The sequence below is a fragment of the Suicoccus acidiformans genome, from assembly GCF_003546865.1.
Classification (GTDB): Bacteria; Bacillota; Bacilli; order Lactobacillales; family Aerococcaceae; genus Suicoccus; species Suicoccus acidiformans.
Genome location: NZ_CP023434.1, coordinates 2,060,008 through 2,074,647 on the forward strand (window position 1 = coordinate 2,060,008; position 14,640 = coordinate 2,074,647).

Consider the following 14,640-nt stretch of genomic DNA (forward strand, 5'->3'; position numbering starts at 1 on the left):
AATTCTATCCATATAATTTATCGTTGATTGTGTCTACTATTTCATCGGTATAATCACCGAAAATTTGCTTCACCCGCTTATAGCCTCCTTGATTGGCGAATACCCCTCGGTCATCGAAGGCAGCCTTTGCGTCTGGACCTAGTACAGGGCTCTTAATTAATTGCTTTTCAATCCGTTCTAACCATTTCAGTTGAACACTTGACCAATCGTGCATGGCATAAATTGATGCCATGGCTTCCTTAATCCGTGTTTGGTTATCCACTAATGGACTCCCGATAGCCGCTTGGCGTATAAAAGAGATGATATTGGCAATCACCACTTCATTCTTTTCTTTACGCCAGGCTTCTTGCAGCCCCTTCTCATCGAATTGGTGTTTCTTTAAGATGAGTTCAACTTCTCGAAGCTCCTCGCGTGTTAAGTCAGCTGGTCGGTTAGCGGCAATATTTAGGGCAGGTATTATATTGATATTGTCCTTAATGAAACCTTCAAAGGACTGTAAATAATCTTTCGGCTTCGTATTCCCTTCACCGAATCCACGCTCAACAGCCACTAATTGATCCTCTTCATCCGATATGATGATGTCCTTGCCACTAGGCCTGTAGACTGCAAGTGTTTCAATATGCTCTTGCTCTCCTGCTAAGGTGGCCTGATCCATCTCCTTTAGATCATGGAGCCAGCGATCGATTGAATACGTGTTATTCAATTCTCGAATCTCATCCAAGGCCTTGTCATCCAAACGTTGCTTTTTGCGTTGTAATTTACTTAACAGTTCTTTGCGGAGAAAGTTGAATTCTTCTTTGGTCTCTGCTTCAATCGCTTTTTGGAAGATATCTTCAATGGTATACTTAGGACTTCTTGCGACAGGTTTCATATCTGTGACGTCATAAAGCGTATCATACAGCTGCACCGCATCGAAGATATTAAAGGCGTCTTTATCAATCTCAGGACAGAGTCGCGTCGCTCGGCCAAGCATCTGTTCGTAAAGAATTCTTGAACGTACCTTGCGAACAAAGACTAAATTGACAATTTCAGGCACATTAATTCCGGTTGTTAACAAGTCTACCGTGACCACGATATTCGGATAGACTTCATTCTTAAAGCGGCGAATATCTGCACTAGAATCGTGATTAGCACCCGTAATCTTCATAATCATATCCTCAGTCACATCATAGCCCCGACTAGAATAAGCTTCCCTTAGCAGGCGGACAAGCATGTCTGCATGATAATCTGTCGCGGCAAACACTAAGGTCTTGCCGGGTTCTGTTGGATCAATATAATCCACTAATGCCTCACAAATCACACGATTAAAGGATTCATTAATAATTCGCTTATTGAAATGAGCCACATCGAAATGTAAATCATCTTCTAGTAAAGCTTTATCCATTTCAAATTCGTCTGGATTCCAAAGAGTAATTTGTTCATCTTTGTGTAGCGTAATGCCGGCACGGTTCAATTCCGTCTCGAACTTATAAGGTGGGTTATGGTCTACGAGGTAGCCATCGACGACAGCATCTGTATAAGAATAGCTATAAATCGGCATACCAAAGATATTCGTTGTATGTAAGGCGGGTGTGGCTGTCAATGCGAGCACATCCGCATCAAAGTAATCGATGACCCGACGGTATTGACTAATATAGTCCTTCTCATCGTGATACTCTAATTGTTCTTCCGATAATTCTCGGTCCTCGTTATAGCCACGATGGGCCTCATCAACGATAATAAAGTCATAGGTTCCGATGGAAGGAATTTTCTCAGGGTTCTCTTGATTAAATAGACGTTGTACCATCCCTTGTACGGTGGAAATTTGAATCTTAGTTGTATCATCAGGGAAGCGGTCTGTCACCTCTTTGACACCGTATATATCCGATAAGGATAGGTTGTCAACTTTGGTATCTTTTAAATCATCTGCCGTTTGTTCCCCTAAGGACTTACGGTCTACGAGAAAAAGAATACGTCTTACGCGCTTCGTCTTAATGAGACGGTACATAATGGCTAAGGCTAACCGCGTCTTCCCTGTACCGGTTGCCATCGCAATTAACATACGTCGTTGATTATTTGCTAAAGCCTCCTCAACCGCTTGAATCGCTTCAATCTGATAATAACGACTAGCAAAGTCTGGATAAGCCTGGTCTGCTTCAAGGGCCTGCTCCGCTTCTTCAATATTCACCTCAAGCTTCTTGCGTAAGTCCTGCGGTGAATGCCACTGTTCAAGGGCATAAGACGGCACGTCATCTCGTCTTGTGTCCCAGAACCATATACCCGATTTCTCTTTGAGTTGTTCTAAATAGGGCCGGCCATTTGTTGAATAAACGAAGGGGACATGATAACCATTCCATTCCCCTTTAAATTCAAACGTCTCATGAGCCTCTACTTCTCTAGCGTAACGCTTGGCTTGTTGCAAATCACCTGCGATATCCTTGCCATAGGGCTTTGCTTCAATAATCCCAATTAATTCCAAGCCATCAAATAGAGCATAATCGGCAAAACCACTTCCACAAGGCCATTCTGCAATGGCCATTTGACGATTTTTGGCAGGCATGGTGTGATGTGTCTTGTAATTTAATTCATGCGTATTCGCTTCCCATCCGGCTGAGCGAAGTTGCTCATCAATGAGAATCCGCGTTTCAATTTCATTAGGAGGGCGCTTATCCGTGTATCGTCTTGACCGTTGACGTCTTTCTTTCTTGACCTGCTCATTTGCGTTGGCTTCATCATTCAAATTCAGTGCCATTTGTTGACTCAGAGCCTGTTCTTGCTCAAGTAATTGAGTCTCCAGTTCAGCAATTCGCTGATCTCTTAGCACATCTTGATTCTCTGGTAATTGAAATTCTCGAGCTTCAAATCGATAATCTACATACACTTCCATAAACCAATTCGACAAGTAATGCGTTAACCGAAGTAAGTCCATCGCTTCGGAAGTCTCGACATCTCCATCATGCACACCCCGGTTCCCCGTCTTACGAATAGTATGCAGAACGTTCTCAATATCCCCATCTAATACATAATTTTTTCTTAGCTCGTTTAATTTATCTAATTGATTAGCCCGTTGATCAATGTAAATTGCCTCTAAAGAACATATAACATCCACCATCTTCTCAGAGAATTGCCGCATCTTGAAGACGGCAGTATTCGGATCACTATAGACATTCCTTTCAGCAGCTTGACCCAGATTTTCAAACAAGCGGTATGCTTCAGGAAATATATTAAAATTTGAAGCCATACTAAACTCCTCTCTTTGTTCTCTGATGATTATTACAGAAAGTTTTGTTAATTTTGAAATCTAATCGATTGCTAATGCATCTCTTCCTATAATTATAACAAAATAAGAGCCTTAGAACTATATGATGGATGCCGATTATAACGAAAGAGCTTAACGATAATTATGCTTCAAGATATTCAGTAATGTTACACAAAACTCCGATGTCATTAAATTGCTGAAATATAGAGAGGTAAATGCTCTATAAACACAAAAATTCCTTTATTATGGACTTGGAGGACTTATCCAAGATAAAGGATGTTCATATGGATAAGTATAAAACAAAAAGTGGGTCTCTAAACACTGTTGAATCGTTCGGAAACCTTGTTAAGCAATTCTCATTTAACTTTCCCAATCGATAACACGCACTCAGCTGCCTTTCATATCACGTGCTGTATCCCTACTTCGGTGTCACTCCATGACCTACAATATGGCCGTTCCTTGGAAGTTCCGTGCATGGGCGAATTTAATTACCTCTCTTCGTCACACTGTTCCCTAACAAGTAAAGATACCGCTTCAATATTTTTCACGTACAAAGTGTGAATAAAGTCGAGTGTACGTCGAATTTCACGAATTCGCTCCAGTAATTCTTCAAAATAATCTTGACCGAAAGCTTGCCCATTCTTTAGAAATTCGTCGTTCAAGACAAAGGCCTTAGTAATAAATTCTTTCAAAGTTTTGATCGCTCACTGCCGAAAGCGAGTTGCCTGCTTGGAATTAACTCGGTAGCCAACCACAATTATGGCATCTAGGTTATAGAAGTCAACAGCTCGCTTGACTTGTCGCTGACCTTCTAAACGAACTATTTCCATTTTGGAAACAGTTGAACTTAAATCTAATTCGTCCTCAGCATAAATATTTCTAAGATGTTTGGAAATTGCGGGTACTCCGACTTCAAATAAGTTGGCCATCATCTTCTGATTCATCCAGAAGGTTTCGTCTTTATAGTAAACATCAACGTATATATTCTTCATTGCAGTTTCATAAAGCAGAATGGGTAATAGTTCCAAATCTAAATTCTCTCTTCCAATACAGGTTTTTGATTAATAACTGAAGTATAAAACTATTTAGAATTATATTGAGACTGTTTTTAGAATTATATTACACTTTTGTGCGCTGAACTTCACTATTTCGTCGGAGAACATTGCTCCGTCTTGCCTTTGCTTCTTGAACAGCCAACATTAATCCATTGGCATCATCACTCGAATCAAGTCCATTCTTATCAGAAATCACTCCGAACCCTTCCTGACGAATATCACGATATGCTGCTAAAAATCCCAATAGTATCTCTGCCTAATCGACTGACAGTATTGGTCATAACAACATCCAATAAATGAATCTGACGATCTTCAATCAACCAGTTTAATTCTAAACGATTGGTTCCATCTTAGCAGAGTGAATCTCAACATACATATCTACAATTCTAAAGCATGAAACACGACTAACCTTACGTTTAAGACCAGATTTTTGGTTGAATAAACTGGCATTCAAAGCCAGCTACACCTAGTTGTAAATCCTCTGCCCAATCGGGTGGTTGACTCATGATGGCCGAGATTTCTTCCACACTCGACTCTCCTTCTGGGACTTCTAAGACAATCTCATCATGGACGTGCATAACGATTCGGTAATCTTTTAAGCGATACATGGTTTCTGCCAGGATGTCTCGAGCAATCGCTTGGGTAATATTCTCAACCAGCTTAGTCCATAGGTTTCGATGAAATGCCACTTGTTGCCAGTGCCGATTCCTTCAAAATGAATGGACTCCCCGCCCAAACGATTTGCACCCATGCAAGGCTTACAATAGGCTAGCCTTCGACCTGACGGGAGTTGGATAAAGAGAATCCCAGACTCATAAGTAAAGCGAAGGCCATGCGTCTCAGTGAGCATACAACCTTTAATCGTGTCTTTCGCACAGCAATCAACTGACCACCAAAAGTCCACAATATTAGGACTGGCTTGTCGCCAATCATCCACAATGCCTTGAAGTTCATCTTCTTCCAGGCCCATTTCTAAAGCACCCATGGCTTTTAGGGCCCCTACAGAACCCCCGTAACCACATGCCAGCTCGGTCACCTTGCCTTTTTGCCTTAAATGGCTGTTCACTTCATGCTTTTCAACGGGAACGCCAAACATCTGTGACGCTGACTCGCAATAAATATCCTTACCAGCTTTAAAAGCTTGAAGCCGCCAGCGTTCATTCGATAGCCAGGCTAGAACTCGTGCTTCAATGGATGAAAAGTCGTCAACTATAAAACGGTGACCTTCTTTAGGGACAAAGGCGGTTCGAATCAGCTCAGACAAGTCATTGGATGTAGAATCAAATAAACTTTCCAAAGCGACTTCATCTTCTGCTTTAACTAACGCTCTAGCTTCTTCAAGATTGATTAAGTAATTTCTAGGCAGGTTTTGAACTTGAATCAAGCGACCTGCATAGCGCCCTGTTCGGTTGGCCCCATAAAATAGAATCAGCCCTCTAGCTCTGTTTTGAGCTCCCATCACATGCTTCATGGCAGCATATTTTTTTACGCTGGATTTGGATAATTCCTGACGCAGTTCCAGAACTCGTTTGACCTCTCCCGAAGCTGTTGTTAGAGCTTCTTGAATCATCTTCTGAGCTAAGGAGTCAATCGAACAGCCCTTCTCGTTTAACTAGTCCTTGCTCGTCGTGTGAGACTGCATCTAAAACTCACTTGCCTTCGTTAGGTTAGTGCATAAAAAAGCCCCGAGATTTCTCTCGAGGCTAGATTAATTATTCCTTTGCTATTTTAACTATAGTAAAGTAGATACTAGCAAGACGGAATACAAATTCTTATATAACAATCTATCTTCTACATAACTTATCCATCAATACGGAATTGATTTTTCTTTTTAATCAATTTTATAACGATTATCAAAGTAATAAGTAGCTCCGCAGCATATGTTCCCACAAGGGCAATGGGCATAAATGACAGTGTTTCCAAACTTCCGCTCAAAATTATATAGTCCCAAAGCGAATGGAATATCACGGGGAATATTGGTTTTTTTGTTTCCAAGTACATTGCACCTAAGAACATACCCATCACAAAAGTAGATCCCAGCTGACTTATTACTTCTGATACAGACAAGCCTCCTATAAGGTTTAAAACATGCAACAAGCAGAATAGAAGTGATGATAAGACCAGCGCTAAAACAGGATGCATCTTTCTCACCATTGAGCCAAGTAGAATGACACGGTACATACCTTCTTCTGCAATTCCAATTAATGCCGTATCAATTACCAAGATGAGAAACGTCAGAGTAGGGCTAAATCCTGTTATCATTGAGTATATGCCAAACCCAACAACCGGTACAAATAAAATCATCGACGGTATGTAACTCGCTTTGCTCTTGTTTGATAGAGTTAGTTCAGATTTATGTTTCAATCCATGGTATAAGGCCAATATAGCTAACAATGTCATGAACACGAGAAACTTTCTGCTAAAATTATCAGAAGTATATGGTGTATTCCAAAAATAATTACAAACAAATAAACCAATCGCCATGATGGTATTATAGAGCAATAAAACAATATAATGCTTTTTCATAAATATTTTCCTTTCTTGCGTAAAGTATATCATATTTTTTACGCTGGAGACACCCATAGCAAAGATTTTTATTCTAGACTCTAATCGTATCCAAAAACTAGAGTGCTCCTTTTCAGCAACCTCGAACGGTGCCTTTTAAGTTATTTATTGAGTTCTATATATTCATCATTTGCTACTAGTAATTTCTGGTAATACTCATCATAGCTCTTGCTAAACTTTCTGATAAGAGGAATAGCTGTTTCATAGTATTTGTTATCTAGCATATATTTATTCAACTTAGCTTGAATGATTTTCATCGGGCTATTTTGATATTCATCACTATTTTTATAATCTTGATACTGAGAAATGATGTCCTTATTTTCTTCTATCCATTTTTCAGAATTCTCTATAGCCTTAATTTTTGCTTCATTAACTTCTTTTAATGTCTTCATATCATAAGTAGAGCTAACTTCTTCTATATACTCTTGCTCTTCTTTACTCAGTGTAAATGAAGGTAAACTATCTAAATATGCTACAAACTCCTTATATGCAACTTTCCCCTCTTTATCCAGTGTTTCATTAAAAAATGGTTGATAAGCAGAAAATATTAGCTGTCCAAAATATCCAGGAAAGGCATTTTCTAATTTTTCGTAAATGCTTTCTTCTCTTTCTATCAAAGATATTTTACTCTCAATTATATTCTGATTTTCTTTCTTAACTATCAGTTCAATAACTTCTTTTCTCTTTTGTTCAATTTCTAACTGATGCTCTTTTCTTCTAAGAATAGAAGATAGTGAGCTGCCCTTTGATGATAAACATTCTTTAATCTCAGATATACTTAGACCTATTTTTCTAAACAAAGATATTTTATTTAGAATTTCTAAATCTTTATCACTATAATCTCGATAGCCATTTTCTGACTTTAAAGGCTTAATCAAACCTTTATCTTCATAATACTCGATCGCTTTTCTAGTTAAACCGGTTTTTTCTTGAATTTCATTTCTAAGCATGGTCTAACACCTCCTTGATTAAAGGATACTCCAGCCCCTAACGGACAGGTCAAGACTTAGATTAATATTTTTCTCCTTCATACGGTACAGTAACTTTCCTTCTACATCAAATCCACATATTTTAGGTGGGTGATATGCTCCCCCTAAAGTAGACACTTAAAAAAGTAAATCTACTTATATAGTGACCCCAAAAAGTTAGACAATATTTTAGAGAGAGTTGACCTTTATAGGCTGCTCTCTTTTTTAGGCTCTTTGTCAAATAGGGTTGATGAGTAAATTTAAGGTCAAGCGACTAAATTTGTTGCTTGATCTTTCTCTTTGTTCTTCGGTTCATAAAGTCGGCACATGAGTAATATTCTGTCTCTAAAATGACTGAAGTTTCTGTAACCATAACCATTGCGTTTGAGTAGTTTAATCTTATTATTAATCCCTTCGATAGGACCATTACTAAGGCCTGCATGTGTGAGTGTGTTGTGGATATATTCCCCATACTTTCTGAACGTCCTTAATACACGCCTTAAGCCTTTTGAAAGTGTCATGGACCGGCTTTGTGCCAAAATCTCTTGATATCGTTGCCAGTTCCTATCCCTTAAGGCATCGCCCAATTGATGCACCATTTGATAGGTATCCTTCAAGACGTCGTCGTGCTGAATGAGATAGTCCACAATGCTACGAGTATTGGTTAACCAATCAAACAGTGGGAAGCGATGGTATTCAGTAGACATTAAGTCGCTTTTTGGTTTGAGTATTAATTTCCAATAACGCTTAAGTTTATTATAGAGTCTTGAATCTTTATAACGAACCTCGTTCATGTAACGAATTCGTGTCCGATCTAATTCGCGATTTAAGGCTTGAATTAAATGGAACGGATCAAGAATAATCTTTGCATTTGGAAACCATCGCTTTGCCAGGTGCATGTATGGTTCGTACATATCTATCGTAATGGTTTGAACTTGGTAACGTGCTTGGCGACTAAACCTTGAGAAATAAGCACTGAGTGAGTGTGTTTTTCTGTCTTCGACCACATCTACGATTTTATGTGACAGTGTATCACAACAGATGAAGCTCATCGCTGCTTTAACCGACTTAACGCTTTCAAATTCATCAAAGGATAGATGCTCAGGCAACTGTTCAGTGGACCGTATTCGAATAGCTCGAGCGGTTTCATGAATCACCCGTCGGACTGTATTCGGTGATACAAAGGTATCTTTGGCGATATCTGTTTCACAAGTGACTCTTGTGGCGCGGTCCATAATCTGTTGTTTGACTTGATTCGTAATATAGCAGTCAGGATTAACGATGGATGTCTTCGCTGTAAATGACCGCCCACAGGCTTTGCATAAAAAGCGTTGCTTAGCTAGGATTAAGTAAGCAGGTAAGCCTGATTTGGCTGTTAATGTCAGACGAGAGGAGCGTTTTCCATTACTGACAATGACATAATCATTATTGGCAATGCCACAATGTTTTTGTCTTTTAATTGGAAGATTTTTTCGATAAAATGATTCATACGTAGATGTTCTCCTTTATTATTGGGTCAACTTTAATATTAAAGAACATCTGCGTTTTTTGCACTTAAAAACGGTCGAGAAATTTCCATCAACCGTATTTATTTTAGAACCATAGAGTTTAATAAAAGCTTCACAAGCTAATGCCAGCCTCAAACTGCCATTCTTTGGCAGTTTTTTATATTGGCTTCTTTTGGCATCGGAACAAGCTTCTTTAGAGGGGTCTGATTTGTGAAGAATTGTGCTAACTATCCAAAAAAGGACCCCATTTTTGTTTAGCGGGTCCATAGAAAGCCCTTTCAAAGTCTGAGATAATAGGTATGGAAAAATTGAGAATGTCATGATGCGTCACTGAGAACTGACTGAGGAGGCAGATTATTTTATGAGATTTAAGGATAAAGTAGTTGTCGTTACCGGGGCCAGCAGCGGTATGGGCTATGATATTGCCCTCCGCTTTGCTGAAGAAGGGGCCAAGGTGGTTGCTGTTGCCCGCCGCAAGGAGAGGCTGGAAGCCTTGGCTGAGGAAGCTAAGGACCTGCCCGGAAAAATCCTCCCCTTCCCGGCTGACTTGACTGTAGAAGGCAAATGCGAGGAAATGATCGACTTTGCCGTTAAGGAGGAAGGCCGGCTGGATATTCTCATCAATAATGCCGGAGTGATGGACGAATTCCGGCCCGTTGCCGAAACGGATGACGACACCTGGAACTGGGTGATGACCCTGAACTTGGAAGGGCCCTTCCGTGCCATGCGCAGGGCGGTTCAGGTCTTCCTGGACCAGGGAGAAGGCGGAAACATCATTAACATTGCTTCCCTTGGCGGGATCAATGGGGGCAAGGCCGGGGCTTCCTATACGGCCTCCAAGCATGCCCTTATCGGTCTAACCAAGAACACCGCCTACATGTATGCGCTGGATAACATCCGCTGCAATGCCATCTGTCCAGGCGGGATAGAAACCGAAGTGATGGATTCGCAGAAGAATGTCAGCGAGAAAGGCATCGCCCGCGTGATGGCCGGCGTCGACCAGGGGATTCGCCAGGGGACAGTAGAGGAAATCACCTCCGCCGTTCTCAATCTGGCAAGCGATGAGTCCTCCTTCACTACGGGAGCCAATATCGTTATCGACGGCGGCGTTACTGCCGGCTAAAGGGACAAATGTGTCATATCTCCTAAAGGAAAAAGGGACGGCTTCAATTTGAAGGGCGTCCCTTTTCATTTACAAAAATGCCAGCTTTCCCGTCTAAATGTTAGATCCGATAAGCTTCCATAAAGCTCATGTCCGGCTCCGTTAATATTTGCTCCATCACATCTAAAACGGCCTGGTCTTCATTGTTGCCAATTCGATAGGTACAGGATTCAAAGAGCTCCGGATCGGCATTGTCCATGGCGCAGGAATACTTGACTTCGCTCATCATGCTGCGGTCATTGAGACTGTCCCCAAAGGCAATAGACTCCTCAGCCTTGATCTGATAAGCCTCCTGGAGATAGGCAATGGCACTCCCCTTGCCTCCGCGGCGGTCATAGATATTAATCCACTGGTCTCCCGGTGTCACCGCTTCGAGCTCGGGAAAGGCCCGGTTAATCTCATCCATAATGGCCTTATTTTCCTCAAGAGAAAACTTCCCAAGCAAGGTCATACGGTTGACCCCTTCACGCGGATAGTCTTCCACCCGCTCATAATACTCGGACTGGAAATAATAGATCGACATTTTCTCCTTAACGAAGGGATCGTCGCTGGGCGTCGCAAAGGTCCGATCACCTGTGCTGGCGATGACCTGGTGGGTGTTCTCATACTGGCTCAAAAAACGGATCAGGCGGTCAACCAGATCGGGATCCAGAGACAGTTCAGCCAGCTTCTTCTGGTCCTTGATAATAAAATTGCCGTCATCCCCGCAGAAGTAAATTTTCGGAAGAATGTCCGCTTCGAAATAATGGTCTAAATTATAATAGGCATTTCCGCTGGCCACAGCGAAAACACCGCCCCGGTCTTCAAAGGCGGAGAAAAGCTTGCGGAAACGGTCCTTATCATAAGTTTTGTCGGCTCTCAAAAAGGTCTGGTCCATATCTACAGTGATCAGTCGAATAGTCAAGCTAACAACTCCTTCATATCTTTAAAAAACTGTCAGTACCCTCTCATTGTAATTTATAGCTAAGCGATTTGCAAAATTGGACTTTATAAGAATATAATCGACAAATTCTGCTTCTTGAAGCTTACAGAATTATAGGCCAAGCAAAAAACATCACTCCACTTTTTTCAAAGCTTTTTTGTATGTAGTTATTTCATTTCTTGTATCCATTGCAATGCGTCTTCTTTTGCTTGCTGGCTAGGCACATCTGCTTGAATGGGCTGTTCCTTATAGTTTTCTCCTGATCGAGTTTTAACCGATCCGATGGTTAGAGCAAGGTATATATCTTCCGTCAAGTTAATGGTCTGGTTGACTGAAGTTAAACCACGCGTTTCTTCTCCAAAAGTTTTAACATTTTCGTTCTCTTTTAATGCGAGTAATGTTAGTTCAGCAGAGGAAGCCGTGTCATGGTCAATCAATACAGCTATGGGCAGATCTTTTATTTTCTTTATGTTCTCAACACTGATGGGACTTCCCCCACCTTCAATCGATCCGTCTTCTAAAGTCACGGGAACTTCATTTTCACCATAAACAAAACTCAAAAGCTCTCCATCTTCAAGTAGTGGTGAAAGACCAGCTAACATGGGTCCCATGTCCCCTCCTCTATTGCCTCTTAGATCAATGATGATCCCTTGGTAGTCATTCGCTTTTTTTAACCCGGTCATAAGGGTGTCGGCATAGTCTTGGGCTAGGTCTAGACTAGCTGCAAAAGTTGGAAGCTCAAGATATAAAACGTTAGCTTCTTCTTTTGCGACCGGTTCCTGGTATTCTTCTCGCATTTCTTCCTCTGTTAAGTGCTGATCAGCAAAAGAATGCTTGCCACCTGCTAGTATAATTGCTTCATTTAATTTAAGAAGCAAGTCTTCCTCATTAGTCACTGAGCCAAGCTCGTCTTCAAATTTTTCCCGATTAGCTTGCCATTCCTCGCTAGTTCTGTACAAACCCATCGTATCCATGTGGTTAAAAGCAATCTGACCATACCGACTTGGCTTAGGTTCGACTAGATAGATAGGTTTGCCGGTTAAGAGCGGCCCATAAACAGGACCGAAAACCTGAACAAGTACAGCAACAATCAATATCATGACAGCTAATATCGATAAAATAATTTTCCATAATTTTTTCATACGATCACCATTTTTTCTATACATCAAAAACACTATAGCAGTTTTGTTTGAGTTTGAGTACTTACAATATTGTAAGGTGTTCTCTTTCTGTTATAAATCCATCTTCTTAAATCGTGATAATGTGATGGAAAAAACACCCGCAGAAATAGCTAATAAGATAGCACTTACCAAAAGCTGAATGCTTGTAGCTGACCGGCTAGATAAACTTGTCAATATATTTTGGGCAAGTGAACTTTCTAAAATGGCTGGACCTGCTCCAATAATAAAGCCAAAAAGAAGGATAAAAACGACACCCACCACCTTGGGACCAAATAAGAGGTATAGAAGATGATATACTGTAATAAGTACAGCACATAAGGACAGATAAAGTAAAATGGTGCTCAGGCTAGTCGTTTCAAAACTTGGAACAAGGTAATTAATGAGAGCGGGGATCAAAATATAAACACAAGATGTTATAAAATTAAATAAAAACTTGGATTGCAAGACTTGTGTGCGACTAACAGGTAGACTATTGATTAATTGCCAACTTTCATTTTTTTCATCCGATCGCTCATGTATATCTAATCTCTTGATTGTGAATACCGGGGCCATCCAGAGTGATAATCCCCCCTCATTGAGTAAGAAACTAATAATTAAATAAATGAGTAAAGAAAGTAATTGAGTTTTTCGATTAACGATAAATTCTTTATTGAGTAATGCTCTCATCCTAAAATCCCTCTCTCTTTGTAAAGTAGTACATGATGTCTTCAAGTGACGCAGCTTCAATCACAAGCTGATCGCCATACATCTCTTCAAAGACTTCAGCTTCCTTTGTTAGCGCAATACTTCCAGTGTCACGTTTTTCTAAGCCAATTAAATAATCTTTTAATCGGTCATGTTCTAGAAGTTTCTGATCGCCTTTAACCAATCGATAATGTTGAAGTAAGTTATCTTTTTCTTCGTTAAGTATGATTGAACCATCATAAATGAAGGTGATATAGTCAGCGATTTGCTCCAGATCTGTCGTGATATGTGAAGAGAAGAAAATGGTCTTACTTTCATCTTGAATAATGTCATATAAGATATTCAAGATTTCTTTTCTAACGATGGGGTCTAATCCTGATGTTGGCTCATCTAACAGGATCAAATCGGCATGGTGAGATAAAGCTACAGCTAAAGAGAGCTTCACCTTCATACCTGTTGAAAAATCTTTAACCTTTTTGTTCTTAGGCAATCCAAACGATTGAATCAAGTCTGTAAATTTTTGATGGTCCCATTTTTTATAAAAAGGAGCAATCAGCCTTTCTGTTTCCTTGATATTTAAATGGTCGTAAAAAACATTCTCAGCATAAACAAAGCCAATTCGTGCTTTGATTTCTTCCGCATGGTCTTGGATGTTCTGCCCCATGATTTTAATTTCTCCAGAATCAGGATGCATAAGACTCATCATCATTTTGATCGTCGTACTTTTACCTGCTCCATTGGGTCCGATGAATCCAGTGATATATCCTTTTGGAATCTGTAAGTTTAAGTCTTTCATTTGAAAGTCAGGAAAGCTTTTCGCTAGACCTTTAATTTCGATTGCGTAGTCACTCATGTTAATTCTCCTTCTCGTAAATGTCTTCAAGTATCTTGATTAATGCTTCTTTACTCATATTGATTTTATGAGCCTCAATAACAAGGCTAGTCATATAATCTTTTATTTTTTCTTCAACTTTTTCTTTTAACAAATCTTGATTTAATTCAGCAACATAACTTCCTCGGCCTGACACCGTTTCAATGTAGCCTTCCGTTTCCAAGTTGTCATAGGCATTTTTAACAGTGATGACACTGACATCTAAAGACTTAGCTAGCTTTCGAATCGAAGGAAGCTGTTCATTGCTTTTTATTTTTTCTGTTAATATATTTCGTTTGATTTCACTGATAATTTGTTCATACAGAGGAATCTTACTCTTCTTGTTTAAGTTTATAATCAAGGGGTTCCCTCCTTTCTTCAAATCTTAGGAAGATTGAAATATTAATTGTTATATGCTGTACTTGTCCGAATACATCTGTACATATACGGCATATACACTATATACAGTATACATGGTCATTTTTT

General features: G+C 40.0%; 13 protein-coding genes and 1 pseudogene. 1 reads left to right on the top strand and 13 read right to left on the bottom strand.

Annotation, left to right across the window (positions count from 1 at the left end):
• Positions 1–4: 4 nt before the first annotated feature.
• The 8 genes and pseudogenes from hsdR to CL176_RS09660 form a co-directional block, all read right to left on the bottom strand.
• Positions 5–3,220, bottom strand: a complete 3,216-nt coding sequence (gene hsdR / locus CL176_RS09635) for a type I restriction-modification system endonuclease (protein ID WP_118991122.1) — start codon at positions 3,218–3,220, stop codon at positions 5–7.
• Between the two features lie 506 nt (positions 3,221–3,726).
• Positions 3,727–4,230 (bottom strand): annotated as a pseudogene (locus CL176_RS12755) (virulence RhuM family protein).
• Between the two features lie 127 nt (positions 4,231–4,357).
• Positions 4,358–4,489, bottom strand: coding sequence for a hypothetical protein (locus CL176_RS12880; protein WP_276101172.1), 132 nt, complete (start codon positions 4,487–4,489; stop codon positions 4,358–4,360).
• A gap of 220 nt (positions 4,490–4,709) precedes the next feature.
• Positions 4,710–4,901 (bottom strand): hypothetical protein, encoded by a 192-nt coding sequence (locus tag CL176_RS12760; protein ID WP_240430507.1) that lies wholly within the window; start codon positions 4,899–4,901, stop codon positions 4,710–4,712.
• Positions 4,889–5,863, bottom strand: a complete 975-nt coding sequence (locus CL176_RS09645) for a DNA polymerase (RefSeq protein WP_240430515.1) — start codon at positions 5,861–5,863, stop codon at positions 4,889–4,891. The genes CL176_RS12760 and CL176_RS09645 overlap by 13 nt, the downstream gene beginning before the upstream one ends.
• A gap of 230 nt (positions 5,864–6,093) precedes the next feature.
• Positions 6,094–6,819 (bottom strand): CPBP family intramembrane glutamic endopeptidase, encoded by a 726-nt coding sequence (locus tag CL176_RS09650; RefSeq protein ID WP_118991123.1) that lies wholly within the window; start codon positions 6,817–6,819, stop codon positions 6,094–6,096.
• Positions 6,820–6,959: 140 nt separating this feature from the next.
• The gene (locus CL176_RS09655) at positions 6,960–7,808 is read right to left on the bottom strand and encodes a MerR family transcriptional regulator (protein WP_118991124.1); all 849 of its coding nucleotides are present in this window, start codon (positions 7,806–7,808) and stop codon (positions 6,960–6,962) included.
• 284 nt (positions 7,809–8,092) lie between these two features.
• Positions 8,093–9,286: an ISL3 family transposase gene (locus tag CL176_RS09660; protein ID WP_338053785.1), complete on the bottom strand. Its 1,194-nt coding sequence runs from the start codon at positions 9,284–9,286 to the stop codon at positions 8,093–8,095.
• 409 nt (positions 9,287–9,695) lie between these two features.
• Between CL176_RS09660 and CL176_RS09670 the strand changes: the two genes are divergently transcribed.
• Positions 9,696–10,457 (top strand): SDR family oxidoreductase, encoded by a 762-nt coding sequence (locus CL176_RS09670; protein WP_118991126.1) that lies wholly within the window; start codon positions 9,696–9,698, stop codon positions 10,455–10,457.
• Between the two features lie 100 nt (positions 10,458–10,557).
• Here CL176_RS09670 and CL176_RS09675 read toward each other — a convergent pair whose 3' ends face one another.
• The 5 genes from CL176_RS09675 to CL176_RS09695 all read right to left on the bottom strand — a co-directional run bounded on the left by CL176_RS09675 (position 10,558) and on the right by CL176_RS09695 (position 14,515).
• Positions 10,558–11,400 (bottom strand): HAD hydrolase family protein, encoded by an 843-nt coding sequence (locus tag CL176_RS09675; protein WP_118991127.1) that lies wholly within the window; start codon positions 11,398–11,400, stop codon positions 10,558–10,560.
• 185 nt (positions 11,401–11,585) lie between these two features.
• Positions 11,586–12,584 (bottom strand): S41 family peptidase, encoded by a 999-nt coding sequence (locus CL176_RS09680; RefSeq protein WP_118991128.1) that lies wholly within the window; start codon positions 12,582–12,584, stop codon positions 11,586–11,588.
• A gap of 66 nt (positions 12,585–12,650) precedes the next feature.
• On the bottom strand, positions 12,651–13,265 hold the full coding sequence (locus CL176_RS09685; protein ID WP_118991129.1) for an ABC-2 transporter permease: 615 nt from the start codon (positions 13,263–13,265) through the stop codon (positions 12,651–12,653).
• Position 13,266: 1 nt separating this feature from the next.
• Complete coding sequence (gene pmtA / locus CL176_RS09690; RefSeq protein WP_118991130.1) at positions 13,267–14,136, bottom strand: phenol-soluble modulin export ABC transporter ATP-binding protein PmtA; 870 nt, start codon at positions 14,134–14,136, stop codon at positions 13,267–13,269.
• A 1-nt stretch (position 14,137) separates the two neighbouring features.
• Positions 14,138–14,515: a GntR family transcriptional regulator gene (locus tag CL176_RS09695; protein ID WP_118991131.1), complete on the bottom strand. Its 378-nt coding sequence runs from the start codon at positions 14,513–14,515 to the stop codon at positions 14,138–14,140.
• Positions 14,516–14,640: the final 125 nt, after the last annotated feature.

Bases quoted from the DNA above. Each gene is read 5' to 3' on its own strand.
- CL176_RS09680 (WP_118991128.1), bottom strand. From the start codon at position 12,584: ATGTATAGAAAAAATGGTGATCGTATGAAAAAATTATGGAAAATTATT.
- hsdR (WP_118991122.1), bottom strand. From the start codon at position 3,220: ATGGCTTCAAATTTTAATATATTTCCTGAAGCATACCGCTTGTTTGAA.
- CL176_RS12760 (WP_240430507.1), bottom strand. From the start codon at position 4,901: ATGTATCGCTTAAAAGATTACCGAATCGTTATGCACGTCCATGATGAG.
- CL176_RS09645 (WP_240430515.1), bottom strand. From the start codon at position 5,863: ATGATTCAAGAAGCTCTAACAACAGCTTCGGGAGAGGTCAAACGAGTT.
- pmtA (WP_118991130.1), bottom strand. From the start codon at position 14,136: ATGAGTGACTACGCAATCGAAATTAAAGGTCTAGCGAAAAGCTTTCCT.
- CL176_RS09655 (WP_118991124.1), bottom strand. From the start codon at position 7,808: ATGCTTAGAAATGAAATTCAAGAAAAAACCGGTTTAACTAGAAAAGCG.
- CL176_RS09650 (WP_118991123.1), bottom strand. From the start codon at position 6,819: ATGAAAAAGCATTATATTGTTTTATTGCTCTATAATACCATCATGGCG.
- CL176_RS09685 (WP_118991129.1), bottom strand. From the start codon at position 13,265: ATGAGAGCATTACTCAATAAAGAATTTATCGTTAATCGAAAAACTCAA.
- CL176_RS09670 (WP_118991126.1), top strand. From the start codon at position 9,696: ATGAGATTTAAGGATAAAGTAGTTGTCGTTACCGGGGCCAGCAGCGGT.